Source organism: Clostridium sp. YIM B02555, assembly GCF_022320955.1.
Classification (GTDB): domain Bacteria; phylum Bacillota; class Clostridia; order Clostridiales; family Clostridiaceae; genus Clostridium; species Clostridium saccharoperbutylacetonicum.
This window is the reverse complement of sequence record NZ_JAKJJY010000002.1, coordinates 84,922-108,428: the sequence shown is the minus strand read 5'-3', so window position 1 is coordinate 108,428 and position 23,507 is coordinate 84,922. Positions and strand designations below refer to the sequence as shown.

Genomic DNA, 23,507 nt, shown 5'->3' with positions numbered 1-23,507 from the left:
CTCCTACTCTTGCCAAGTGTATTTTTTATCTTTTTTATTTAAAACTTTTTCTGCTAAAAGTTTTAATGTAATATCCGTAAATAGAAGAAACTCTCTGAAAACTTCATCAAGCTCTGATAGCTTATCTGAATAGATAAGATTTCCTGCATTATCAAATGCACCTTGTGATTTTCCTAAAAGGAACTCACTACTTGGCATGATTCTGGCAGCAAGCTCAGGTGAATCAAGTATTTGTCTAAGATGTGCTTGTGCACGAGAAGAACCAAGTATACCAAGCGAAGCTCCTACTATTAAAACAGGCTTGTCAGTAAGTGCCTGACTAGTATAACTAATCCATTCAAGAGCACTCTTTAAAACCGCAGGTATAGCATGATCATACTCTGGAGTTGCTATTATTACTCCATCTGCTTTTAGAATTTTATCAGATAATTCTGCTACCTTTTCAGGAATATCAGAATCCTCTGGTTCATTAAAGGCAGGTAAATCCTTAATTTCATATAATTCTATCTCTGCTTCATTCGAAAAATGCTTTTGCATAAATTGAAGCAACATACGATTAGTTGACACGTCTGAGTTAGTGCCTACAATTGCCAAATATTTCATGGTAATCCCCTTTCTTCATTCAAAAAATTTCATAATTTTAGTAATTTCTTGATATAATTTTAACATATTAAATATATTATATCTAATAGTTATTTATTGAAGTTTGATAACATATTTGTTATAATCAAACACAAGAATAAATAAGTTAATTATTTAACAAAAGGATGAATTAAATGTCAAAATACTACTCTCAAGATATTTTGTATTATATTGATGCCATTTTAAAATACAGCAATTATGGCAAAGCTGCCAAATCACTTTATATTTCTCAACCTCACTTAACACAGGTTATTAAAAGGATAGAAAGTCAACTAAACTGCGAGCTTATAAGTCGTAGCAAGCTGCCATATCGTTTAACCGAACAAGGGAAGATATACTACCAGTACTTAACTTCAATAGAAAATAATTATGCTAAGCTGCTTAGGGAAATATCAGCTGTATCAGATATAGATAACAAGGTTATAAAGATAGGAGTGCTTCCTAGCCTTGGAACCTACCTTTTACCTCTTTTTTTACCAAAGTTTTTGGATATGCATCCAAACTGTAGAATAGAACTTTCAGAGACTTTACCAGAAAAAAATGAGAAACTCACTCAGAATGGTGAATTGGATTTTTGGATTGGACAAAATTCAAGAAATATTTCTCCGAACTTAAACTCGATTAGTTGGGGGAAAGACAGCTACCGTGCTATTATTCCTCACTGCTGTGATCTATATCAAAAAGATGTCTCAATTATTCCAGAAGGAACTATCGACATAAACAAACTATTGTGTCAAAAGCTGATACTAACTTCCAAAGGTTCTGCTATAAGAAAGCAGATTGATCAATTATTAAGCATTTATAAGGTGGAACCAAAAATCATAATTGAAAGCACTGAAATCCATACTGCACGCAAACTTGCAACGAGTAATTTAGGAGTGACCTTTATACCAGAGAGCATCTATGTAAAAGAGTGTCCATCCGAGTACAATATATATCAACTTCCAATTGATGAGCTGAATTTAGATTATTTTATAGCATATCACAATGAAAGAAAACTAACTAATATTGATAAAGACCTTATAGATGCATTTCTAATTCATGGGCAAAATAATTAGGCACATGATAATAAATAACAAGTCCAAAATAGGCTGAAAAGAAGACTTGTTATTAATTTGATAGTGCCTTAAATATAGGAGATCAAAATGAATGAATATAAGAAGATAATATATCTTATGGGAACAAAAATCTCTCTATATATAAAGGGAGAAGCTGCTGAAAAGCTTGCAGAAAAGGCTGAGGCTATGCTAATTCATTATGAAGAAGTCTTTAGTGCAAACAGTGATAACTCACAGCTCGCGATGCTAAAAAAAACAGCTTCATTGGCTCCGCAAGAAGTAGATGCAGAACTATATGAGCTGATAAAAATAGGAAAAAAACATAGTTTATGTGAGAATACATATTTAAATATTGCAATAGGGCCATTAATAAAGTTATGGAGAATAGGTTTTAAGGATGCACAAGTGCCAGGGAAAGAAGCCATTGTAAAAATCCTGGAGCTTTTAAAGCCTGAAAATATCCAACTAGATGATGAAAAAAAGACCGTGTATTTCTTAAAAAAAGGCATTGAAATAGACCTTGGAGCTATAGCTAAAGGCTATTTTGCTGATAAAGTTATGGAATTCTTTAAGGAAAATGGGGTTGTTTCAGCTATGGTAGATATGGGAGGTAATGTTCTTGTTTTTGGAGACTCACCATCTGAAGGCAGTGACTGGAATGTTGGAATACAAAATCCATTTCTACCAAGAGGAAATTCAGTTGCACTTGTCAAAATAAGAAATCAATCCGTTGTAACCTCAGGAATATATGAGAGAGTTTTCGAAAAGGATGGCAGTAAATACCACCATTTATTTGATAGTAAAACAGGTTATCCAATAGAAAGTAATATAGCTTCTCTAACTATTATTGCTGATAAATCACTAGACTGCGATATATATACTACAAAATTGTTTGGATTAGATGCTGCTTCAATTATTCATAGAGTTAATAAAATTGAAGGTATGGGTGCTATTGTAATAACTGTGGGTGGAAAGTTAGCCTATACAAATAATCTTATAGGAAGAATATATCCATTGACAATGTAATATTCCCAATTTACCCTTACCTTTCAAAAAACATAACTGCCTGTAGTATATAAATTTTCATATTCCCACCACTTTCCGCACAAAAAACCTACACATGCATAAATAAATAGGTTCTTATAAAGTCCTAATTATTTTATGTATGTGTAGGTTTAACTCTTAACAATTACCCCATCGTCTACAGGCCTAAGTGTTATTTGGGGTTAAAATCTTTATTATCAATAGAGTATTCTGGTTATATCATGGTAGTTCCTCCATTATCTGATATTACCTGTCCAGTTGTAAAATTAGAAGCGATGAAGTAACGTACTAACAATTCCATCTCCTCGACATCTCCTACTCGTTGTAATGGAGTGCTTTTTAGTCTTTCTTCCATCACTTCAGCTGGAGCAGAATAAAACATATCAGTTTTATGTGAACCAGGAGCAATAGCATTAACTGTGATATTATGTGGTCCAAGTTCACAGGCTAATGATTGCGTTAAACCTCTAACACCAAACTTTGAAGACGCATATGCTGTGCAGCCAGGCATACCTCTAAGTCCAACTGCTGAGCAAAGATTTATTATCCTTCCATAGTTTTGCTTGATCATCAATGGTGCAAAATAATGACACATATTGAAAGTACCCTTTAAATTCATGTCTATTACTTTTCCAAAATCATCTGGATCCATATCAACTAAGTTTATATTTCTATAAATACCTGCATTATTAATAAGAACATGAAGTTTCTCGCCAAAGTTACCAACAGCAAAGTTGTATAGTCCTTTGACACTTTCCACATTTTCAACTTGTAACTTAAAAATCTCAACATTAACACCAAAACGTTCTATCAAATCATTCTTAACAGCTTCCGCTTTATTTGTATTGGAATTATAGGTGATAATTACATCATATCCTTCTCTTGCCAACTCAATGGCCATGTTTACTCCTAAGCCTCTTGAAGCTCCTGTAACAATACCGTATTTTTCACTTTTCATATTTTATCCTCCTTCAACTAATAAGTCTTTATTTTACTTTTTTTAAAGTAAAAGCCAAAATAATAGTTAACGCACCTGAAATCGCACTACAAACAAAGGCTGCTTTAATACCTGCATTCATATTAACAGAAGTAGAAAGTGAATTAAAAACAGCTTGCAGGAATGCAAGTCCAACACTGCTTCCTAATGTAATCCCCATATAGACATTTGCTGTACCAACACCAATACTTTTCTCTGGAAGATACTTAGCACATGCAATATATGGAAGAGTCATAGTCAATATATAGCCTAAACCATATAAAAATGATAATCCATAAATAATTGGTAAATTACTCATTCCAACTTCAGGATAAATCCATACACCATAGATGAATGTAGGTACTGTCATCATTACTACACAAATCATCATAACTAGCTTTGCTTTTCCAGTCTTTTCTATTATCTTTGCTGCTACTGGGGATGCAATAAGGGATGCAATAGATAAAATTGTAAATGGTACCCCCGAAACAATTGCTGATGTTTGTGCTACTTTTTGTAAATATAACGGCATAAAATACACTTGAGCCATTCCTGGTAGAGATATAAATATTGAAATCAAGAATATTTTTACAAAGTTTAAATCATTCTTAAACAAATCCCATGGTAATAATGATCCCGCTCCTGCTTTGTTTTCAGCTATTACAAGGCCAATCATTGCGATAATAGCAATTAATAACCCAATAATCATTTTAATGTTAGTCCATCCTAATGAATTTCCATAACTACACACAATAACGATAGAGGTTATTAATATTGTAAAAAATACTGTGCCCGCTACATCAAAAGGAACTGGTTCATAGAATCTATCTCGCGTATCCCTTGGACATAATGTAACAAACATAATTAATCCAATAATTTGAAAAGCACTAATCGTAAAGTAAGTTGATTGCCAACCAAAATTATCAACAAGCATCCCTGAAAGTGTAGGACCTATTACAGAAGTTAATGATTGAAAAATACCTAAAATTCCAATCCATGTACCTCTTTGATTTGATGGCCAAATCTTATTCATTGAAGCTGCAATTTGACCACAAACAATACCATTACCTACTCCTGTTAATACACGTAAAATTACAAATATCAACATATTCGGTGCTTTTAGAGTAAGCATATTACATAATAAAATAATAGATAATCCTACTATAATAGTCTGTTTCAAACCTGTTTTTGGTGCAACACGAGCCGCAATGACTGTTGCGATGGTCATTGCTACAGTCATCAATGTAGCTCCCAATGTATATAACTGCATTGCATCCCAGCCCGCGATTATATGAGGCAATGCTATACCAAATGCACGGAAACTGAAATTACAACCAAATACAGAAACCAGTAATGCTATCGCTACTATTTTCCTTTTTGAAGGTTCAAGATAAATTGCCACATCATCTTCTAAAACAACATTATTTTCTTTATTACTCATTTATTCATCCCCTTATAAACTTTTATAACATAATTGTCCTTTTACAAAACACGAATAGCATGATACCCTTGATGAATAGCTTGTAAAATTTTACCTGGTTGAACATTATCACCTATTACTACAGCATCAAATCCTGCTTCTTCGATCTGATCGTATAATTCTTGATTAGAACGGAATCCAACAGCAAATACAACATTATCACATTCCACTTTCTCCATCTTTCCATCTTTCTCAACAACTACACCATCATCTAAAATTTCAGTTAATTTAGCACTTGAAATTATTTTTAGACATGATTCATTCACTAAGTATCGTAAGTTTTGATCGTTTGCTACAAAATGGGATGCTGTTTTTAAAATGTCATCCATCATTTCTACAATTTTTACCTTCTTACCTTGCATAGCTAACTCAACAGCCGTTTCACTTCCTACTAAACCACCGCCTATTATAACAACGTTTTCACCTATGCTCCTTTGATTTAGCAAAACCTCTTCTGCCATTACCACATGTTTTTTATCATAACCTGGAACTCTTATCATGATTGGTGTTGCACCTGTGGCAACCACAACATAATCCGGATTATATTTTATAACATCTTCTACAGTCGCTGTGAACCCTAATTTGAGATCAATATTATACTTATACACTTGTCTGCTTAAATACTCCACATGAGACATAACATCTTCTTTGAATCTTGGTGCACCAGCAGCAGTCATTTCTCCACCCAGATATGTGTTTCTTTCCCATAGACTTACCTTAAATCCTCTTTGTGCAGCAGTAATAGCAGCTTTCATTCCCCCTGGTCCGCCACCAATTACTAATATATTTTTAGCTTCTGTAGCAGGTGTAAGGGCGTATTCTTTTTCATAACCAGTTGTAGGTGTGACTGCACAAGAAAGAATCTTTCCATTCATTGCATTGTAATGACATTCTCCACAACCAATACATGGTATTATTTCGTCTAATTTGTTACTTCTCACCTTGTTTGCCCAATGTGGATCTGCAAGTAAACCATGGCCAATTGCCACAAAATCAACAGTATTTTCTTTTAGGGCTTTTTCTGCTACATTTTTATGGTTCAACTTTCCATGCGCCATGATTGGTACATTTTTCACAACTTCTTTAATTTTTTTGACCGCTTCAATGTCAAATCCAGGTTGTTGATAAACACTACTTACCATTCTCCATCTACAACTATAGGCACCTCGTCCTATGTGCAACAAGTCAATACCCATTTCATCTAACATTTTTGCAATGGCAATACCTTCTTCTAATGGCCTTTCCAATCCATCAACACTATCAATAGTAAGTTTAACAGCGATAGGAAAATTAGGACCACATGTTTTTCTTATTTCAGTAATGATTTCTGTTAAAAATCGTGTTCTATTTTCAAAACTACCTCCATATTCATCTGTTCTCTTATTCCAATATGCAGATGTAAACTGGTCAATCAAATAGCCACCATAGGCATGAACCTCAACCATATCTACACCGGCTCTCATTGCTAATTGTGCAGAGTATCCCATAGCCTTAACCAGATGTTTTACTCCCTCAGTAGGCATTTCCTTGCAAATTAAGTCTGCAAATGCATAACTAGGCACTTGACTTGATGAATATGGCGGTGTAAATGGATCTATAAAATTCATCCTTCCAATACCTGGTGATAATTGCAAGCATAACTTTGACCCATACATATGAATCTGATCAGCTAACTTACCTAATCGATCATTTTGATGAAAATTATTATGAAGATTACATGGTCTTGGTTCAAATTCTTCACTACAAACTGTACAGCCAGTAATAATCAAGCCAACTCCACCCTTTGCTCTTTCAACTAAATAATCAATGTTGCTTTGGGTAAAACCACCGTCAATATCTGCTGGTTGCCCCATAGGTGCCATTGCAATCCTATTTTTAATAACTAGATTTCCTATTTTCCCTTTTTGGAAAAGCATTTCTCTACCACTCCTTCTATTTGATTAAATCATCTAGATGTTATAGAATATATATATTACCGTAGGATTTCACAGCCTATCTGCAGTCCTACTTTTTAATACCAACATCCTATATTTTAGTACCACAGTACTAAAATATAACATTATTTATTTTTTGTCAATGTTTTCAGGAGGATTTTATGTCAAAAACAACAATTTCTAAAACACAAACTCGTATCACTACTTGTGCCTTAACATTATTTAAAGAGCGTGGTTATAATAATGTAACTATTCAAGATATATGTAAGTATGCTGAAGTTACTAAAAGTACCTTTTATTATCATTTTCCTTCAAAAGAAGCTTTAATTGAATATTATACAGATGAAATTTCTCAATCAACACAAGAGAATTTTTCAGACATTATATCTCATGATTCATATATCCAGCAGTTATGGGCCTTATTTAATTCTTACACACAAAAAAACAACGAATATGGCGTTTCCATAGTAAACCAAGTGTATTCTACAGTGTTAAGCACTTGTGACGAAATTGACTTTCCCGAGTCCTTAAGCCTATTTAATACTGTGGTTATTATAATTAAAAAAGCACAGAAAGCTAAAGAAATAAACAATTTATCTTTACCTTCTGAACTTGCAAAAATTTTATACTATGGAGCAAGAGGTATTGTTTATTCTTGGGCTGCCGAACAAGGAGCATTTAGTCTAGAAGATAAATTAAAGGATCTTTTTAATACACTATTACTTCCTACTGAAGAGCATGTAATTACCCTTTAGTAATCTATGACAAGTTTAATTGCCTGTTTCACTTTTTCAACTATAATTATCCAAAAGATTCTATGTCATTCTTTTGACCTCATGCATCATTAGAACAACACATTCTAGCTTCACACAGAATTAAGCAAATACATAAATATTCCTTAGTTCTGGGTATTTCTTAACCTCATTAGCAAAATTTCCTCAGACTTTTAGTCTGAGGAAACATTTAATATTTTCACTGGTAAATAGCAATGAATACTAGTTATAAGTAATGATACTGGGTATAAAGAAAATTTAATTCAAGTCTTCGCCATTTGACTCAATGACCTTCTTATACCAATAGAAACTCTTCTTCTTGCTTCGCTTTAAAGTTCCATTTCCATCATTGTCTTTATCCACATAGATAAATCCATAGCGCTTTTTCATTTCACCAGTAGACGCACTAACTAAATCAATGCATCCCCAGGCTGTATATCCAATTAAATTTACTCCATCATAAACAGCTTCTTTCATTTGTTCAATATGTTCCTTAAGAAATTTAATTCTGTAAATATCATTGATACTTCCATCTTCTTCAACTACATCAACTGCCCCCAAACCATTTTCAACAATCATAATTGGGATTCTGTAGCGATCGTAAATATGGTTTAATACATACCTTAACCCAACCGGATCAATCTGCCAGCCCCAATCATTTGCCTTTAAATATGGATTTCTAAAGCCACCAAAAACATTTCCTTGAGTTTCATCTCCTCCTGGACGTGTACCAACCACATGAGACTTATAATAGCTGAAGGTATAAAAATCGACACACCCATTTTTCAAAATCTCTTCATCATCTTCTGCCATATTAATCGTAATGTTGTTCTCTTCAAAATAGCGTTTTGCAAAAGTTGGATATTCTCCGCGCACTTGCACGTCACTACACAGCATATTGTTTACCTGATCCTTTTTTTGAGCAATAACAATATCTTCAGGTTTACATGTACTTGCATAACCACAACTATAATTAATCATGCATCCAATCTTAAAATCCGGATTTATTTGGTGAGCTAAATTTACTGCCTTAGCACTGGCTAAAAATTGATGATGTAATGCTTGAAATCTCATTTGAGTACTATCAACTGCTGTATTATTGAAGATTCCACTATCATCTACAAGCAAAGCTCCTGCTAAATACGCTCCTGCTGGAACTAGTAAACTATTAATCTCATTAAAGGTAATCCAATATTTCACTACATTTTTATAACGTGTAAAAATAGTTTCACAGTAGCTAATATAACAATCAATTGCTTCCCTAGCTGCCCATCCATTGAACTTTTCAGTTAATGCAAAGGGAGCTTCATAATGAGAAATTGTAACTATTGGTTCAATATTATATTTCTTTAACTCTGCAAATACTTTATCATAGAACCTAAGTCCTTCCTCATTTGGAGTCTCATCATTCGCATTAGGAAATATTCTTGACCATGCAATAGACATCCTAAAGCATTTAAATCCCATTTCAGCAAATAATTTAATATCTTCTACATAATGGTGATAAAAGTCTACCGCTTCATGTGAAGGGTAGTTTACTCCCTCCTCTAATTGTTTTGTGATACGCCTTGGAATTGTATGGGTTCCGCTAGTCATCATATCAGCTGTACTTGCTCTTTTCCCATCTACATTCCATGCACCTTCATATTGGTTAGCTGCAGTTGCTCCCCCCCACAAAAAGTCTTTTGGTAATACATTTTTCTTGTTCATCACTATTCTCCTCTTAAATAATAGTTATTAATCTTTCTCCAATATCAATTTTTTGTTTTTCTGTCACTAATATGTCTGTATATTCATTGGAATTAGTAACAATGATTGGTGTCACTAACTCATAGCCAGCTGCCTTAATTTCATTAATATCAAACTCGATTAACAAATCTCCAGTATTTACATTATCCCCATTTTTTACATAAGCTTTAAAATACTTACCTTCTAATTTAACAGTATCCATACCAATGTGAATTAAAATTTCAATACCGTCCTCTGAGGTAATTCCAACCGCATGTAACGTAGGGAATATTGCTGAAACTTTCCCATTTACAGGAGATACTAACTTTCCTTGAACTGGATTAATGGCAACTCCTTTTCCCATAATACCACTTGCAAATGTTTCATCTTTGATTGTTGATAGTTCAACAACTTCACCTTTTAATGGAGATGTAATCATGTTATTATTATTCAAAGCATTAGTTATTGTTCCTTTTGTCTTTTGAGTTTCTCCTTCCTCCACTACATCATCAAATCCTAAAATCAATGTCAAAGCAAATGAAACCACAAAACCAATGACACAACCAATAACTGCATTTATTAGGTTAGAAGGATTTGCTGTAATAAATGCAGGTAGCGTTGCTAAACCAGTAACACCCATAGCTGATCTTACTACTCCAAAGGCTCCAACATATATTCCGCCTATAATACCACCAATCACAACTGCAATTAATGGTTTTCTTAATCTTAAGTTAACACCAAACATGGCTGGTTCAGTAACACCAAGTACAGCTGTCATACTTGTAGAAGTAGCAACCTGTCTGAAGTCTTTATTTTTTGTTTTTAACGCAACTGCTAATGCTGCTCCACCTTGAGTAAAACTGTGAATTAACATTCCTGGTCCAATAATACCTTCTACTCCTGTAGTAGTATAAGCTGTAATAGCAATTGGACCTAAGCTATAGTGCATTCCTGTCATAATAAGGAATGGGAATGTTCCACCAACAATTCCTGAAACTAACCATCCTGCATGTGTATTAATAAATGTTACAGCACTAGCAACATAGATACCAATAATAGCCCCTAAAGGTCCAATGGCAACTAATGTAAGAGGCGCCATCACAATTATAATAATTAACGGTTTTAAAATAGATTTTACTACATTTGGTGAAAATTTTTCTGCAAATTTTTCAACATATGACATTACCCATACTGCTAAAATAATAGGAATTACAGATGATGAATAAGTTGTTTTCGTAATTGGAAGTCCCAAAAATGTCACATATTTTCCATCACTCATTAATGCTGAAAAACTTGGATGTAGTAATACACCTGCTAAAGCCATTGCTAAACCAACATTACATTTAAACTTAGTAGCTGAACTCCATGCAAGTAACATAGGCAAAAAATAGTACGCTGAATCACTGATAAATGTCAAAATGGTATAAAGTTGACTATCGCTTGGAAGCAACGCAGCTGATTTTAATATGACAAGTACAGCTTTGATCATTGCACAACCAATCATTGCTGGTAAAATAGGAGTAAAGATTCCAGAAAGAGTGTCTAGTACAGTGGAGACTCTTCCTTTTTTTGCGGAATTCATTGCAGTAGTGGCACTTTTAAAATCTCCTAACTCCATCAATTCCTTGTGAACGTTATTCACATTATTTCCGATAATAACCTGATATTGTCCCCCGCTATTTGCAACCCCCATAACACCTGTAACTTTTTTAATAGCTTCATTATCTGCCTTTGCATCATCTTTTAGATTAAAACGTAATCTTGTTGCACAATGAGTTACATATTCAACATTTTTTTCTCCACCAACAAGCTTTAAGATGTCGGCTGCCGTCTTCTGGTAATTCATATTATTTCCTCCTAAAAATCACTTTATTTTTTTATAAAAAAAGACCTAGAGTCTAGCAGATATATAGCTACATATGCTATACATTTGCTAAACTCTAGGTCTTGCCTGCTTAATCAGTAACAATCCTAGTTATATTCATTATTCTTTTATTTCATCACTTTTTATTGAATTATAACTCTTTTAATATGAACAGTTAAATATACTAATTCTTCTTCTGTCAATTCTTTTTGATAATCCTGCTTGATTAATTCTCTAATTTTCAAACTGCATTGATATTCATTTTTATATTTTGCTTTGATAATATCCTGAAATTCTTCATCATTGCTTTCTATAGTATTATTGCTAAATAAGCGATAAGCAAAGAATTTTAAATGAGTAACAAACCTCATATAATTCAATGAATTTTCATTAAAATTAATTTTATATTGATACCTAACTAAATTCAAAACTTTCTGAATCAACTGAGTTATTTTCATAGTTTCTTCCATTTCTGAGCCTAATTCAGCATTGACAATATGTAAGGCAATTGATCCTGCTTCATCTTCAGTCAATTCCACATTGAATTCTTTATTAATTATATCTACACCTTTTAATGCAATACTAAATTCTGGTGCATAAAATTTCTTTATTTCCCACAATAATGCATTTTTAAAAATTAAGCCATTTAAATATCTTGCTACTGCAAAATTAATATGATCCGTTAATGTAATATAGATATTTTCATTAAGTTCCTTTCCCAAAGTCTCTTTTGCATATCTAATAATACTATCAGACACTCTCATATATTCTATAGGTATTTGAGCAAGGAGTGCATATAACTTGCCAGTTACATTTTTAGACTTTAAGAAAAATTCCTTTTCGATTTTTTCCTCATCTACTTCGTCTCCTTTTTTCTTTTGAAAACCTATACCACTTCCTAAAAGTATTAGTTCCTGTCTCCTAACATTCACTGCACAAATTACATTATTATTGATGATTCGCGTAATTTTCATTTTATCCTCCTTTCAAAACATATCATTTATATTTTTGAGCATAAAAAAAAGACCATTAATTATGCAAATATGTAATATTTCCATAATATTAAGGTCTTGCCTGCCTGCCAGTAACAATCCTAATTAAATCTATCATTAATTTATGTGATTATGATATCATTATCATTGATATTTGTCAATACATAATTATTTTAACTTTCTGTTACTCCTGATTCTTTGCATCAACATCTTTTCCTTCTAATCCTAAGCCATAAAATAATTCCTATCAAACATGATAATCCCTCTGTAGCTGTCATAGACCAAATAACACCATTAACAGCAAATAGTAAGTTTCCTACAATCAAAATAGGAATAAATAGAACACCCCTTACAGAAGCCATAACTGTTGATTTCATACCATCTCCTTGGGCTTGGAAGATTCCAGTGAAAAATTCACATAGTGCAGCAAATATAGTTGAAGAAAGTTGAGCTATGAGAGTTATTTGCCCTATAGCAATGACCTTAGGATCAATACTGAATATTCCAATAATCTGTAATCTGAGTGTAAATATAACTGCTCCTATAGCTAATGTTAGACCTAGAATATACAATATTGTTTTTCTAATAATCTCCATAAGACGTTTTTGATTATTGGAAGAGTAAGCAAATGCAATTAGTGGTACAACTCCCATTGCAAAGCCCATCCCAATACAATCTACAATTTGAATAACTCTTTGTGCTACTCCAAATCCGGCAACAATATCGTCACCATAAATCATAGAATAATTATTGAAAAATACGCCTATAATTACCATAAATCCACTAAGTAATAAAGCCGAAACTCCAACCTTAAAAATTTCACTATAAATTTCTTTACTTGGTTTAAAATTCTTAATTGACAAACTCTGAACAACACTCTTCTTTTGCAGATAATATATAAAATACAAAACTGAAACTATATTACCACAAAGAGAGGCTAGTGCTGATCCCATAACATTCATATTAAGAATAAAAATGAAGAATGGATTGAGTATTATATTAATTATAATACCTGCTATAGTACCATTCATGGAAACATTAGATGCTCCCTCAGCACGTACAGCTGCTTCAAGCGCCATATTAACAATAATAACTGGAGCACCAATAACAAGTATCATAACAAAATTTCTTGTATATTGTAGAGTCTCACCACTTGCTCCTAAAAGAGGTAAAATGAAGGATAAAAAAGGTAGACATATAATCGTAAAAATAATGCCTATAATTATTGATGACCAAAAGTTAATAGAACTAACTTTTTTGGTACTGTCTGTATTTCCTTCACCTAAAAGTCTCGATATATAGGTTCCTGAGCCTACTCCAAACATTTGCCCAAGTGCCATTAGTACTGATGAAAATGGCAAGGCCAGTATCACTGCTGCCATCATTGCAGTGTTATTAAGTTTACCAATAAAAAAAGCATCTATGATATTATAGACAACTGACGTTATACTACTAAGTATCATAGGAATAGCCATATGCATTATTGCTTTTGTAACAGGTGCTTTTTCTAGATAATAAAGTGATTTTTCATCTATATTTTCCATGTTTTCCATTATAAAAACTCCTTCCATTATATGAGTAATAAAATTTTTCATTAACAAAAATATTATTTATAAAACCTATTTGAATGCTACAAACATAGTATATTGCTACAATTTAAACTCAATTTAAATGGAATTTAAACGCAATGTAAACAAAAAGAAAAACCACATTCCATTAATTCAGACTGTGGCTTTTAACATATTAGATTTTATTTTGGTAACCAAACAGTAAATTCTGTACCATTTCCAATTTCACTCTTAAGAGTTATTTTCCCCCCATGTAAATCAACAATCTTTTTTACGATTGATAGCCCAAGTCCATTTCCGCCCAAAGAACGATCACGAGATTTATCTGCTTTATAAAACCTCTCAAAAATTCGCGGTTGATCTTCTTGTGAAATACCTATACCTGTATCGGAAATTTTACATTCAATTGTGTTTTCATTGCTTGATATGTTAACTCCTATACTGCCGTTTTCTGGTGTAAATTTAATAGCATTATTAAGCAAATTTATAAATACCTGACTTAATAAATCCTCATCTCCACATATTGTGGTTTCATAAAGAGAAAGATCAAGTGTTATATTCTTTACTGACCACTGTGGCTCTAGCATAAGTAAAATACTTTCAATTTGCTTGTTAATTTGATACTTCTTTAAGTTTAAATTATTATCTTTCGCTTCCAAATTAGATAATCTCAATAGATTTTCGCTTAATTTTGATAATCGTTTACTTTCAGTTTCTATAATATTTGCATAGTGTGATATTTGTTTCTCACTTAAATTCCCCTTTTTCAATAACGTAGCAAATCCTGATATAGAGGTTAATGGTGACTGTATTTCATGGGATACATCTGATATAAAATCTTGTCGCAGTTTTTCCAAAGCTTCTAGATCCTTCGCCATTCTGTTGACATTGTCTGCAATCTCATTAAAAGGATCTAGTTCATTTGTTTTAACAAGCACATTGAAATCACCAGAAGCAATTGTGTTCATGGCTTCAATAGCTCCTCTTAATATTGGAAAATGTGAAAGATCAAATCTTTTATGTTTATTAGCAAATTTCCAGTGCAAATAGAAATTTACTTTCCAAGCTAAAAAATATATCACAGCAGAAGCTAAACTTTGAATAATAAATATTAGATATGAAGGAATATTTTCTGTTTTTCCGAAAATAAATATACAAATATAATATCCACTTGTAAGTCCAAGTAATGTTGTAATAAAAATAAGTATTAACATGAAAAAATACCTGTTTTCTCTCACACCACTTCCTCCAATCTGTAGCCAAGTCCTCTAATTGTTGTAATTTTGAATTTATAAATATCAGACGGAAATCTCTCCCTAAGACGGTTTATATGAACATCAAGAGTTCTCTCGTTCCCTTCAAAATCAAGCCCCCACACTTCTTCGATTAACCTATCACGAGAAAGAGTTTTACCAGAATAACTTCCAAGCGTAAATAAAAGTTCAAATTCCTTCATTGGTATATCGCATTTCTCATTGTTTTTAACAATAGTATAACTACTTTTATCTATAACTAAATTCCCAATGCTAATAGTCTGTGAAGCAGCTACCTTATACCTCCTCAAAAGTGCTTTTATTCTAACAAGCAACTCATCGACTTCAAAGGGTTTTGTTAAATAATCGTCTGCACCAAGCTCAAAGCCCTTTACTTTTTGGGAAAGCTCGCTTTTGGCTGTTAACATTAAAATTGGCATATCCTCATAATATCTGCGTACTTGCTTACAAAATTCATAGCCGTCCATTTGAGGCATCATAATATCAAGCACACAAAGGTCTATTTTTTTCTCTCCAAGTTTTTGAAATGCATCCCTTCCATTTACAGCTTCATACACAGTGAATCCGTCATTTTTCAATACTTCACAAATAAGTTCTCTGATATAGTCGTCATCATCAATAACTAAAACTTTATTCAAAGCTACCACCTCCCTCTTATAAGTATACAATATGAATTTAAATACAATATAAACTAAATTTAGTTTTTTCATTCTTTATAATTGAAATACTAATAATTTTCCATTTTCAACAAGAAGCTACTTTTCTACTATACACCTTGCTTAAATTACTAACTTCTTAAATGTTCATTTTAAGATCTCCATTCTACGCTGCTAATTTAATAATATTAGTTAATACTAATGTTCCAAGTAAGAAACCTACAATAATCCTATATATTGCAAATACCTTCATTGGTTTCTTCTTTAAATAGTTTATAAATTTTTTCATAACTATCAAAGCCACAACAAATGCTACAACAGTTCCCATTATTAATGAAATCCATAAAGTTTCATTCATAATTGAATAATTAAATTCATACAAATCTTTTGCTGATGTGCCTATCATAGCTGGAATTGCTATAAAAAATGAAAATTCCGCTGCTATTGGTGTTGATAATCCTGCAATCCATCCCCCCATTATTGTGGATGCACTTCTTGACATACCCGGCCACATACAAAAGAGTTGTAATAATCCAACCTTAAATGCTTGTTCAGGTGCTATTTTGTCTATACTACACACTTTAGTTTTCTTATTTCTATATATCTTTTCAATTATTAATAATAACAAACCACCAACTATAAACCCAACTATAACAGCCTCTGGTATAAATCTTGCTTTTATTTTACTATAAAATAATAATCCAGTAATACCCATTGGAATAGATGCAATAATAACATTTATTCCAAATCTAAAACCTTTTTCTCCTTCTTTTCCTTTGGTAAATATAAATATGAAAAATTCTATTATACTATCTTTAATTTTTGTCCAATATAATACGACTACTGCCATTATAGCTCCAATCTGAATTACCACTTCAAACATCTTTGCATATTCTCCGCTGAAGCCAATTGCCCATCCTACCAATATCATATGTCCTGTTGAAGATACTGGTATAAATTCAGTAATACCTTCCACTATTCCTATTATAATTGCTTTTAATATAAATATTATATCCATCTCTAATTACTCCTTACAAATTATTCAAACTAGCTTACCGCTCCGCTTCTAAGCTTAGTTTATATCAAAGATCTATAATGTACCATTTGAAAAGCTTACATGAATGTGACATTTATGTAAGTTTTAATAATTGGATAGAAAAAATTATTTTTATACTATTGCATTCTATTTAAATATGTTTTATAATTTCATTGAACAGGCGGTGAATAATTTGAATAATAATAACACTAAACTTACGAACCGAGATCTTCAAGCAATAGAAAGACGTAGTCAGCTTTTAGACTCAGCAAAGGAACTATTTGCCTCAAACGGTTACCATGCAACTACAACTAGACAGATAACAAAGAATATTGGCATGGCTGACGGACTTATTTATCACTATTTCCCAGATGGAAAAAAGCAAATTTTAGATATAATTATTAAAGAATTTATTGATGAAAAATGGATTAAATTTGAAGAAGATCTATCCGAAGTTACCTCTGACACACCACTTAAAGAAATTCTTCTAAAATTGGGAAACATAATATTTAAGTATATTGGCAATGATAAAAATATAGTAATTATATTATTAAGGGAACAAAATATATTATCCGATGAATATATTAGTACTTTTAATAACCATATAAAGAAAGTAATTCATAAAACAGAGCTCATCTTAAAAGAGAAATCCGAAAAAAATGAAATAGAAGCTTTTGACTTTTTCATGATGGCAAATCAGTTTTGGAGTGCTATCTACACGTATATATTACAAAATATACTTTTTGGAGAAAAAAATTTGTATTCAATAAGTAAAGATGAGTATTTAGAACAAATTATAAATTATACTCAAACAACTTGGAAAAAATAAAAATTCCTTTGTGGAATTTTACACTTTTCATTCACTGAATGTTCAATTAAAAAAATATATTTACTAACAATAAAACTAAAAATTATTATATAGAGGAGGATTTAACTATGAAACTACATTTTCAAGACCAAGCATTTTCATTTGAATTATTAAGAGCTGCAACTTATGCAGGATATCAAGGAGCAGAAATAGGTGAAGCCTTATCAACAGCTGCTAAAATTAAAGAAGGAGACTTTGATAGCTGGTATGAAGAATGGAAAAATACTGCTGAAAGAGTTGAACAAATAGGTATTGACTGCTTAAATAAGAGACATAAAATAAGTGCTAGAGAGGCTTTCCTTAGAGCTCATAATTATTATAGAACTGCTGAATTCTTTTTACAAGGAACTGATCCAAGACGTAGTGAAAACTTTGAAAAAAGTGTTGAGACTTTCGAAAAAGCAATGAAGCTTATAGATTCACATTTTGAAATAGTTGAAATACCATATGAAGGTACATATTTAAAGGGCTATTTCTATGGAGCATCAAACTATGATAAAGCTAATGCCTCAACAATACCAACTTTATTATTTATCGGTGGATATGACTCCACTCTTCAAGAACTTTATTTCTGTGGGGCTGCTCCAGCAATAAAACGTGGTTATAATTGCTTGATCTTTGAATGCCCAGGACAAGGAGAAGCTTTAAGAAAGAATAACCTTTATATGCGTCATGATGCGGAAGTTCCAGTAGGTGCTGCAATAGATTACCTTGAAACAAGAAACGATATCGATATTAATAAAATATCCTTACTTGGTATGAGCTTAGGTGGTTACTTTGCACCAAGAGCAGCAGCTTTTGATGAACGTATAAAAGCATGTATTGCTTTCAACGTATTCTATGACACTTATGAATCCACTATAAATCAAAATCCTCAACTTGAAAAAGTATTAAGCTTACCAACAGAACAAAAAGAAGCAATGCTTGCAAAAGCTGAAGAAAATAATTCAAATCTTCGTTGGATGCTAAACAATGGTAAATGGGTATTTGGCTTAAAACACAGATATGAAGTTTTTGATGAAATGAAGAAAGCTTCCTTAAAAGGCGTTGCTGAAAAGATTAAATGCCCTATATTGCTTACTATGGGAGAAACAGATCACTTTGTTTCTAATGATCAATTAAATGCCCTTTTAGATTCAATAAAAGCACCAAAGACAGTTCGTGTCTTTACTATAGGTGAAGGCGCAGAAGAACATTGTCAGGAAGGTAATCATGCACTATTCCATCAAGTTATGTTTGATTGGCTAGATGACATATTTGAAAATTATTTAGACTAAAACTCAAATTAATTGTAATTACTCTTTTAATAAAGCTTTCTATGTTTAATTTAATTTCATAGAAAGCTTTATAATCTTAAATTTAATGGAGGTTATACTATGACATTCCTGTATTATTTACTCTCATTAATATCAGGCTTTGCTTTGACTCTGCAAGTTGGTATAAATGGAGCTTTTCGTTCTAAAATAGGAAATCCTATACTCTCATCTCTTATCAGTTTTGCTGTTGGAACTTTAGGGCTTGCTTTGGTATTTTTTATCACTATATTAAATGGCTCCAGTACTTTACCAACTGCAGCAAACATCAGAAATACTAGTTGGTGGATGTTAACGGGAGGATTGTTTGGAGCCTTCTATATATTTTCAACTATATTTTCATCTCCAAAAATTGGATTTGCGAATATGTTTAGTCTTGTAATATGTGGTCAGATAATCCTTTCAGTACTATTTGATCATTTTGGATTATTAGGCAATCAAATTCATCTATTAACTCCTCTAAGAGCTATAGGAGTTTTTTTATTAATTTTAGGAGTTTACATAATTCAAGCTAATTAGGTAAATTCAAATCATTTATAAATTGTTTTACTAACTAATTTAATGATTCTATACAAGTTAATAATATTTATTAACGAGGAAGGTGCAAAATAAGCAATCCATGATAAAAAATTTTTCACAGAAATTACGCGAATGATTTACCCAACAGATCTTATAACTAAAGCCTTTAACTCCTTTGTTATTTTTTGAGCAAGAAAAAGACACATTGAAGATAGCTTCAATGTGTTCTTTATACACTATGACTTCTTTTACAAAGTCTCTTATGAACTTTTTTCATTTAGTAACATTCCTGCTAATTATATATTCTCCAAAATTGCTTAACAGGCTTCTTACACGTGCTTCTGTAACTATTTGTTCCACATACAAATGGTCGTAGATTTTATTGTTGAGATGAAGCACGTTTACCAACATCAACTATGTATCTTTAAAGAAAATAATTAATTAAATTCTTCGATAAGACTGATTACAATTTCTCAAAAACTAGTGTAGCTTGAATTCTGTCTCCACCCATAAAACCTTTACTACCTGACGAAGCAGTTGTGATAGTATGTAATTTATAGCCTTTACTAGCTTGTGTATTTATAACTTTTTCTAATTCTGTCAAGTTACCTGAGCCTGTCCCAATAAACTTTTCTTTTAGTACAACTTGCAAAACAACATATTCCATAATATTACATCCTTCCATTAGTACACATATTTATATGCATGACGTATCATATCTACATAATGTTTATAATTCCTAATATTAATAATATCATCTAAAGTTTAACTTTAAAAGCAAAATTTATCACTTAATAGATAATATATAAAATTTAAAGTTCTTTAATAATAGAATAGATCCTTAATAAAAGAAACTGTTACAAATGTTATTTCTGTTGAATATAAAACATCAAAAAATGGTAAAAACCCACGACATTCTTAGTCGTGGGTTTCATAAAACAATGCTCTTCCCATTTAATGTAGCTTCCTGGTTAACATATAATATAATGGTCTTCTAAATTAGTATCTATATTAATTATTGACTATTCCATAGTGAAGTGCAATTACCCCATTTGAGAAATTTCTATTTTCTATAAATTTTAGATTAGTTATCTTTTTTATATCCTTGAACATTGGCATCCCTTCATTCAATATTATTGGATTAACAAAAAGCCAAAATTCATCAATTAATCCTTCGTTCAATAATGACTGCGTTGCCCGTGGACTTCCAAATATTAAAATATTTCTACCCTCTTGTTTTTTTATTTCATTTATGTTTTCTGATAAATTATCATTAATAAATTTTACATTACTAAATTCTGTAGTTTTAATAGTTCTCGATAAAACAATTTTTGAAACTTTATTATACCATTCAGAATGTTCAATATCATGTTTCGTAGCATTAGCTTGTTCCCCTGCTGTTGGCCAATAATTCTGCATCATTTCATAAGTCACTCTACCATAAAGGGCTGAATCAGCCTGATCTGTCATTTTTGCAACAAAATCAAACAATTCATTGTCCACTAATATCCATTCCATCTCCCCATTTTTACCTGCAACAAATCCATCAAGTGAAATGTGCATAAAGCTAATTAATTTTCTCATAATTGCCTCCTATTAAACTAAAATTTATCTTGCCCAAAACAAAATTCCAAATAATTTTAATACAAACAATATTAGCTGTTTAGACGCTTCACCAGCTTTTCATCCATCCCTTATGCAAAAGTTGATATCCAATTTAATTCCGTTTGCTAATGTAAATGCTGCTATAAAAATATACAATAATTATATTCTATTGTATACTATGTCTTTAAATTGTTTCTTCGATTATATTAATAATACCATAGTTCCCTCTTTTCTAACACTAATTTAATTTAAATCAAGACATAAGACTCTACTTTTATATAATCGATGGTTTCATGGGTGGGGGAAAGGTACGACCTTTAAAATCCACCAAATAAATTTTCACATAAATACAATCCCATTCCTTTACTTCTACTAACTTTACTATAAATATATTTAATCATTTAAAAATATACATATTAACTATATAAAATTATTCCGAATAAGCTAAAGAAGAACAGTATTATACCAATTTATAAAAAGATTTCTATAATATAAACTTATAAATTCTAGATTCGTATGGTTTAAGCTTTATCCTGTCAACCAAGTCATTTTCATTAACACTATAATTTGAAATTAAAAGCTCTTTAAATTTAAATTCAATTTTTCTTTCAATTGCAAACTGTGTCTCATTTCCTGTAAAATTACACATTACTAGTAACATTTCATTTTCTAAGGTTCTTGTATATGCAAAAATTTCTTTGTTTTCTTCTAAAATCAATTCATATTTTCCATGAACTACTACTGGATTTGATTTTCTTATTTTTATTAATTTCTTATAGTAATTAAATATAGAATTTTCGTCTTTTAATTGCGATTTAACGTTTATTTCCTTATAATTAGGATTTACTTTTATCCAAGGCTGTCCACTTGTAAAACCTGCATTTTCACTATCATCCCATTGCATTGGAGTACGAGCATTATCTCTGCCTTTTGTATATATAGATTGCATTATTTCCTCATGAGAATACCCTTGTTTTTTTCTTTCATTATACATGTTTATAGTTTCTATGTCCTTATAATCCTCTAACTCTTTAAATCTTACATTTGTCATACCAAGCTCTTCACCTTGATATATATATGGAGTCCCCTTCATTCCATGTAATAATGTAGCCAGCATTTTCGCACTTTCTATCCTATATTCTTTATCATTTCCCCACCTTGAAACTATTCTTGGTACATCATGATTATTCCAGAATAAACTATTCCAGCCTGTGCCTTCTAGATCTACTTGCCATCTAGATAATGCTCTCTTTAAGTCCAATAATTCTAACGACTTCAAATCCCATTTTTCTTTACCTGGCTGTTGATCTAATAAAATGTGTTCAAATTGAAATATCATGCTAAGTTCACTATCATCTGGATCTGAATATTTCTTAGCTATTTCTGTAGTGCATCCCCAAGTCTCTCCAACTGTTAGTAAATCTTTACCGCTGAATGTTTTCTTATTCATTTCTCTAATATATTCATGAAGTTTTGGACCATTAGCTGTGATTTTTTCATCAGGAATCTTTCCTATAAGGTCAATAACGTCCATCCTAAATCCACCAATACCTTTATCAATCCAAAAGTTCATCATTTTATAAATTCTATTGCGCACCTCTTCATTTTCCCAGTTCAAATCTGGCTGTTTTTTACTAAATAAATGTAAATAATACTGCCCTGTAGTTTCATCATATTGCCATGCACTACCGCTAAATGTTGATCTTAAATCATTTGGTTCTTCTCCATTTACTGGATCTCTCCATATATAATAATCTCTATAAGGATTATCTTTTGATTTCTTAGATTCGATGAACCATTTATGTTCGTCAGAAGTATGGTTTACAACTAAATCCATAAGAATTTTTATTCCTCTTTTATTTCCTTCCTTAATAAGATTATCCATATCTTCCATTGTTCCAAATTCGTCCATTATATCTTCATAATCGCTTATATCATATCCATTATCATCGTTTGGTGATTTATATACAGGAGATAACCATATTACATCTATCCCCAATTCTTTCAAGTAATCTAACTTCTCTATTATTCCTATTAAATCTCCAATTCCATCTCCATTAGAATCATTAAAACTCCTAGGATATACTTGATAAACAACACTTTCTTTCCACCATTTTTTATCCATGACTTATTCTCCTTTTAATATTACTTATTTTATTTCGTTTAAATGCATTTTT

Annotated in this window: 20 protein-coding genes; 6 read left to right on the top strand and 14 right to left on the bottom strand. The window is 31.6% G+C overall.

Annotated elements, in window-relative coordinates; genetic code table 11:
- Window positions 1-3 precede the first annotated feature (3 nt).
- Complete coding sequence (locus L3B98_RS04010; RefSeq protein WP_238915709.1) at window positions 4-603, bottom strand: NADPH-dependent FMN reductase; 600 nt, start codon at window positions 601-603, stop codon at window positions 4-6.
- 173 nt (window positions 604-776) lie between these two features.
- On the opposite strand from L3B98_RS04010, the gene L3B98_RS04005 reads away from it, so the two are divergent.
- Both L3B98_RS04005 and L3B98_RS04000 read left to right on the top strand, forming a co-directional pair.
- Complete coding sequence (locus L3B98_RS04005; RefSeq protein ID WP_238915708.1) at window positions 777-1,700, top strand: LysR family transcriptional regulator; 924 nt, start codon at window positions 777-779, stop codon at window positions 1,698-1,700.
- Window positions 1,701-1,787: 87 nt separating this feature from the next.
- On the top strand, window positions 1,788-2,726 hold the full coding sequence (locus tag L3B98_RS04000) for an FAD:protein FMN transferase (protein ID WP_238915707.1): 939 nt from the start codon (window positions 1,788-1,790) through the stop codon (window positions 2,724-2,726).
- Window positions 2,727-2,958: 232 nt separating this feature from the next.
- On the opposite strand, the gene L3B98_RS03995 is transcribed toward L3B98_RS04000, so the two are convergent.
- From L3B98_RS03995 to L3B98_RS03985, 3 genes are read right to left on the bottom strand one after another with little or no spacing between them, the layout of a single operon-like run.
- Window positions 2,959-3,702, bottom strand: a complete 744-nt coding sequence (locus L3B98_RS03995) for an SDR family NAD(P)-dependent oxidoreductase (protein WP_238915706.1) — start codon at window positions 3,700-3,702, stop codon at window positions 2,959-2,961.
- 28 nt (window positions 3,703-3,730) lie between these two features.
- Window positions 3,731-5,161 carry an MFS transporter gene (locus L3B98_RS03990; protein ID WP_238915705.1) on the bottom strand — a complete coding sequence of 477 codons (1,431 nt, stop codon included), beginning with the start codon at window positions 5,159-5,161 and terminating at the stop codon, window positions 3,731-3,733.
- A 41-nt stretch (window positions 5,162-5,202) separates the two neighbouring features.
- Window positions 5,203-7,116: an NAD(P)/FAD-dependent oxidoreductase gene (locus L3B98_RS03985; protein WP_238915704.1), complete on the bottom strand. Its 1,914-nt coding sequence runs from the start codon at window positions 7,114-7,116 to the stop codon at window positions 5,203-5,205.
- Between the two features lie 179 nt (window positions 7,117-7,295).
- Here L3B98_RS03985 and L3B98_RS03980 point away from each other — a divergent pair, with 179 nt between their 5' ends.
- Window positions 7,296-7,889, top strand: a complete 594-nt coding sequence (locus L3B98_RS03980; protein ID WP_238915703.1) for a TetR/AcrR family transcriptional regulator — start codon at window positions 7,296-7,298, stop codon at window positions 7,887-7,889.
- A gap of 276 nt (window positions 7,890-8,165) precedes the next feature.
- Here the strand turns inward: L3B98_RS03980 and L3B98_RS03975 are convergent, their stop codons facing one another.
- From L3B98_RS03975 to L3B98_RS03945, 7 genes are all read right to left on the bottom strand, one after another.
- Window positions 8,166-9,617 carry a family 1 glycosylhydrolase gene (locus L3B98_RS03975; RefSeq protein ID WP_238915702.1) on the bottom strand — a complete coding sequence of 484 codons (1,452 nt, stop codon included), beginning with the start codon at window positions 9,615-9,617 and terminating at the stop codon, window positions 8,166-8,168.
- A gap of 13 nt (window positions 9,618-9,630) precedes the next feature.
- Window positions 9,631-11,481 carry a beta-glucoside-specific PTS transporter subunit IIABC gene (locus L3B98_RS03970; RefSeq protein ID WP_238915701.1) on the bottom strand — a complete coding sequence of 617 codons (1,851 nt, stop codon included), beginning with the start codon at window positions 11,479-11,481 and terminating at the stop codon, window positions 9,631-9,633.
- Between the two features lie 161 nt (window positions 11,482-11,642).
- A complete protein-coding gene (locus L3B98_RS03965) occupies window positions 11,643-12,473 on the bottom strand; it encodes a PRD domain-containing protein (protein ID WP_238915700.1) in 831 nt (276 codons plus the stop codon).
- A gap of 221 nt (window positions 12,474-12,694) precedes the next feature.
- Entirely contained in the window at window positions 12,695-14,044 is a 1,350-nt protein-coding gene (locus L3B98_RS03960) for an MATE family efflux transporter (protein ID WP_238915699.1), read from the bottom strand.
- A gap of 197 nt (window positions 14,045-14,241) precedes the next feature.
- Complete coding sequence (locus L3B98_RS03955; RefSeq protein WP_238915698.1) at window positions 14,242-15,297, bottom strand: HAMP domain-containing sensor histidine kinase; 1,056 nt, start codon at window positions 15,295-15,297, stop codon at window positions 14,242-14,244.
- A complete protein-coding gene (locus L3B98_RS03950; protein ID WP_015395039.1) occupies window positions 15,294-15,971 on the bottom strand; it encodes a response regulator transcription factor in 678 nt (225 codons plus the stop codon). The genes L3B98_RS03955 and L3B98_RS03950 overlap by 4 nt, the downstream gene beginning before the upstream one ends.
- 184 nt (window positions 15,972-16,155) lie before the next feature.
- Window positions 16,156-17,007, bottom strand: a complete 852-nt coding sequence (locus tag L3B98_RS03945) for an undecaprenyl-diphosphate phosphatase (RefSeq protein ID WP_238915697.1) — start codon at window positions 17,005-17,007, stop codon at window positions 16,156-16,158.
- A gap of 211 nt (window positions 17,008-17,218) precedes the next feature.
- On the opposite strand from L3B98_RS03945, the gene L3B98_RS03940 reads away from it, so the two are divergent.
- The 3 genes from L3B98_RS03940 (at window position 17,219) to L3B98_RS03930 (ending at window position 19,725) form a co-directional block, all read left to right on the top strand.
- Window positions 17,219-17,854 carry a TetR/AcrR family transcriptional regulator gene (locus L3B98_RS03940; protein ID WP_238915696.1) on the top strand — a complete coding sequence of 212 codons (636 nt, stop codon included), beginning with the start codon at window positions 17,219-17,221 and terminating at the stop codon, window positions 17,852-17,854.
- A gap of 107 nt (window positions 17,855-17,961) precedes the next feature.
- The gene (locus tag L3B98_RS03935) at window positions 17,962-19,170 is read left to right on the top strand and encodes an alpha/beta hydrolase (RefSeq protein ID WP_238915695.1); all 1,209 of its coding nucleotides are present in this window, start codon (window positions 17,962-17,964) and stop codon (window positions 19,168-19,170) included.
- Between the two features lie 99 nt (window positions 19,171-19,269).
- Window positions 19,270-19,725 (top strand): DMT family transporter, encoded by a 456-nt coding sequence (locus L3B98_RS03930; protein ID WP_238915694.1) that lies wholly within the window; start codon window positions 19,270-19,272, stop codon window positions 19,723-19,725.
- A 463-nt stretch (window positions 19,726-20,188) separates the two neighbouring features.
- Here the strand turns inward: L3B98_RS03930 and L3B98_RS03925 are convergent, their stop codons facing one another.
- The 3 genes from L3B98_RS03925 to L3B98_RS03915 form a co-directional block, all read right to left on the bottom strand.
- Window positions 20,189-20,392 carry a DUF4177 domain-containing protein gene (locus L3B98_RS03925; protein ID WP_015395043.1) on the bottom strand — a complete coding sequence of 68 codons (204 nt, stop codon included), beginning with the start codon at window positions 20,390-20,392 and terminating at the stop codon, window positions 20,189-20,191.
- 344 nt (window positions 20,393-20,736) lie between these two features.
- Window positions 20,737-21,309, bottom strand: coding sequence for a dihydrofolate reductase family protein (locus L3B98_RS03920; RefSeq protein ID WP_238915693.1), 573 nt, complete (start codon window positions 21,307-21,309; stop codon window positions 20,737-20,739).
- Window positions 21,310-21,814: 505 nt separating this feature from the next.
- Window positions 21,815-23,455 carry an alpha-glucosidase gene (locus tag L3B98_RS03915; protein ID WP_238915692.1) on the bottom strand — a complete coding sequence of 547 codons (1,641 nt, stop codon included), beginning with the start codon at window positions 23,453-23,455 and terminating at the stop codon, window positions 21,815-21,817.
- Window positions 23,456-23,507 lie beyond the last annotated feature (52 nt).

What these genes read in the sequence shown, in the direction of transcription:
- L3B98_RS03970 (WP_238915701.1), bottom strand. Translation starts at nt 11,481, where the DNA reads ATGAATTACCAGAAGACGGCAGCCGACATCTTAAAGCTTGTTGGTGGA.
- L3B98_RS03935 (WP_238915695.1), top strand. Translation starts at nt 17,962, where the DNA reads ATGAAACTACATTTTCAAGACCAAGCATTTTCATTTGAATTATTAAGA.
- L3B98_RS03980 (WP_238915703.1), top strand. Translation starts at nt 7,296, where the DNA reads ATGTCAAAAACAACAATTTCTAAAACACAAACTCGTATCACTACTTGT.
- L3B98_RS04005 (WP_238915708.1), top strand. Translation starts at nt 777, where the DNA reads ATGTCAAAATACTACTCTCAAGATATTTTGTATTATATTGATGCCATT.
- L3B98_RS03965 (WP_238915700.1), bottom strand. Translation starts at nt 12,473, where the DNA reads ATGAAAATTACGCGAATCATCAATAATAATGTAATTTGTGCAGTGAAT.
- L3B98_RS03960 (WP_238915699.1), bottom strand. Translation starts at nt 14,044, where the DNA reads ATGGAAAACATGGAAAATATAGATGAAAAATCACTTTATTATCTAGAA.
- L3B98_RS04010 (WP_238915709.1), bottom strand. Translation starts at nt 603, where the DNA reads ATGAAATATTTGGCAATTGTAGGCACTAACTCAGACGTGTCAACTAAT.
- L3B98_RS03985 (WP_238915704.1), bottom strand. Translation starts at nt 7,116, where the DNA reads ATGCTTTTCCAAAAAGGGAAAATAGGAAATCTAGTTATTAAAAATAGG.
- L3B98_RS03975 (WP_238915702.1), bottom strand. Translation starts at nt 9,617, where the DNA reads ATGAACAAGAAAAATGTATTACCAAAAGACTTTTTGTGGGGGGGAGCA.
- L3B98_RS03925 (WP_015395043.1), bottom strand. Translation starts at nt 20,392, where the DNA reads ATGGAATATGTTGTTTTGCAAGTTGTACTAAAAGAAAAGTTTATTGGG.
- L3B98_RS03930 (WP_238915694.1), top strand. Translation starts at nt 19,270, where the DNA reads ATGACATTCCTGTATTATTTACTCTCATTAATATCAGGCTTTGCTTTG.
- L3B98_RS03990 (WP_238915705.1), bottom strand. Translation starts at nt 5,161, where the DNA reads ATGAGTAATAAAGAAAATAATGTTGTTTTAGAAGATGATGTGGCAATT.
- L3B98_RS03945 (WP_238915697.1), bottom strand. Translation starts at nt 17,007, where the DNA reads ATGGATATAATATTTATATTAAAAGCAATTATAATAGGAATAGTGGAA.
- L3B98_RS03995 (WP_238915706.1), bottom strand. Translation starts at nt 3,702, where the DNA reads ATGAAAAGTGAAAAATACGGTATTGTTACAGGAGCTTCAAGAGGCTTA.
- L3B98_RS04000 (WP_238915707.1), top strand. Translation starts at nt 1,788, where the DNA reads ATGAATGAATATAAGAAGATAATATATCTTATGGGAACAAAAATCTCT.
- L3B98_RS03920 (WP_238915693.1), bottom strand. Translation starts at nt 21,309, where the DNA reads ATGAGAAAATTAATTAGCTTTATGCACATTTCACTTGATGGATTTGTT.
- L3B98_RS03915 (WP_238915692.1), bottom strand. Translation starts at nt 23,455, where the DNA reads ATGGATAAAAAATGGTGGAAAGAAAGTGTTGTTTATCAAGTATATCCT.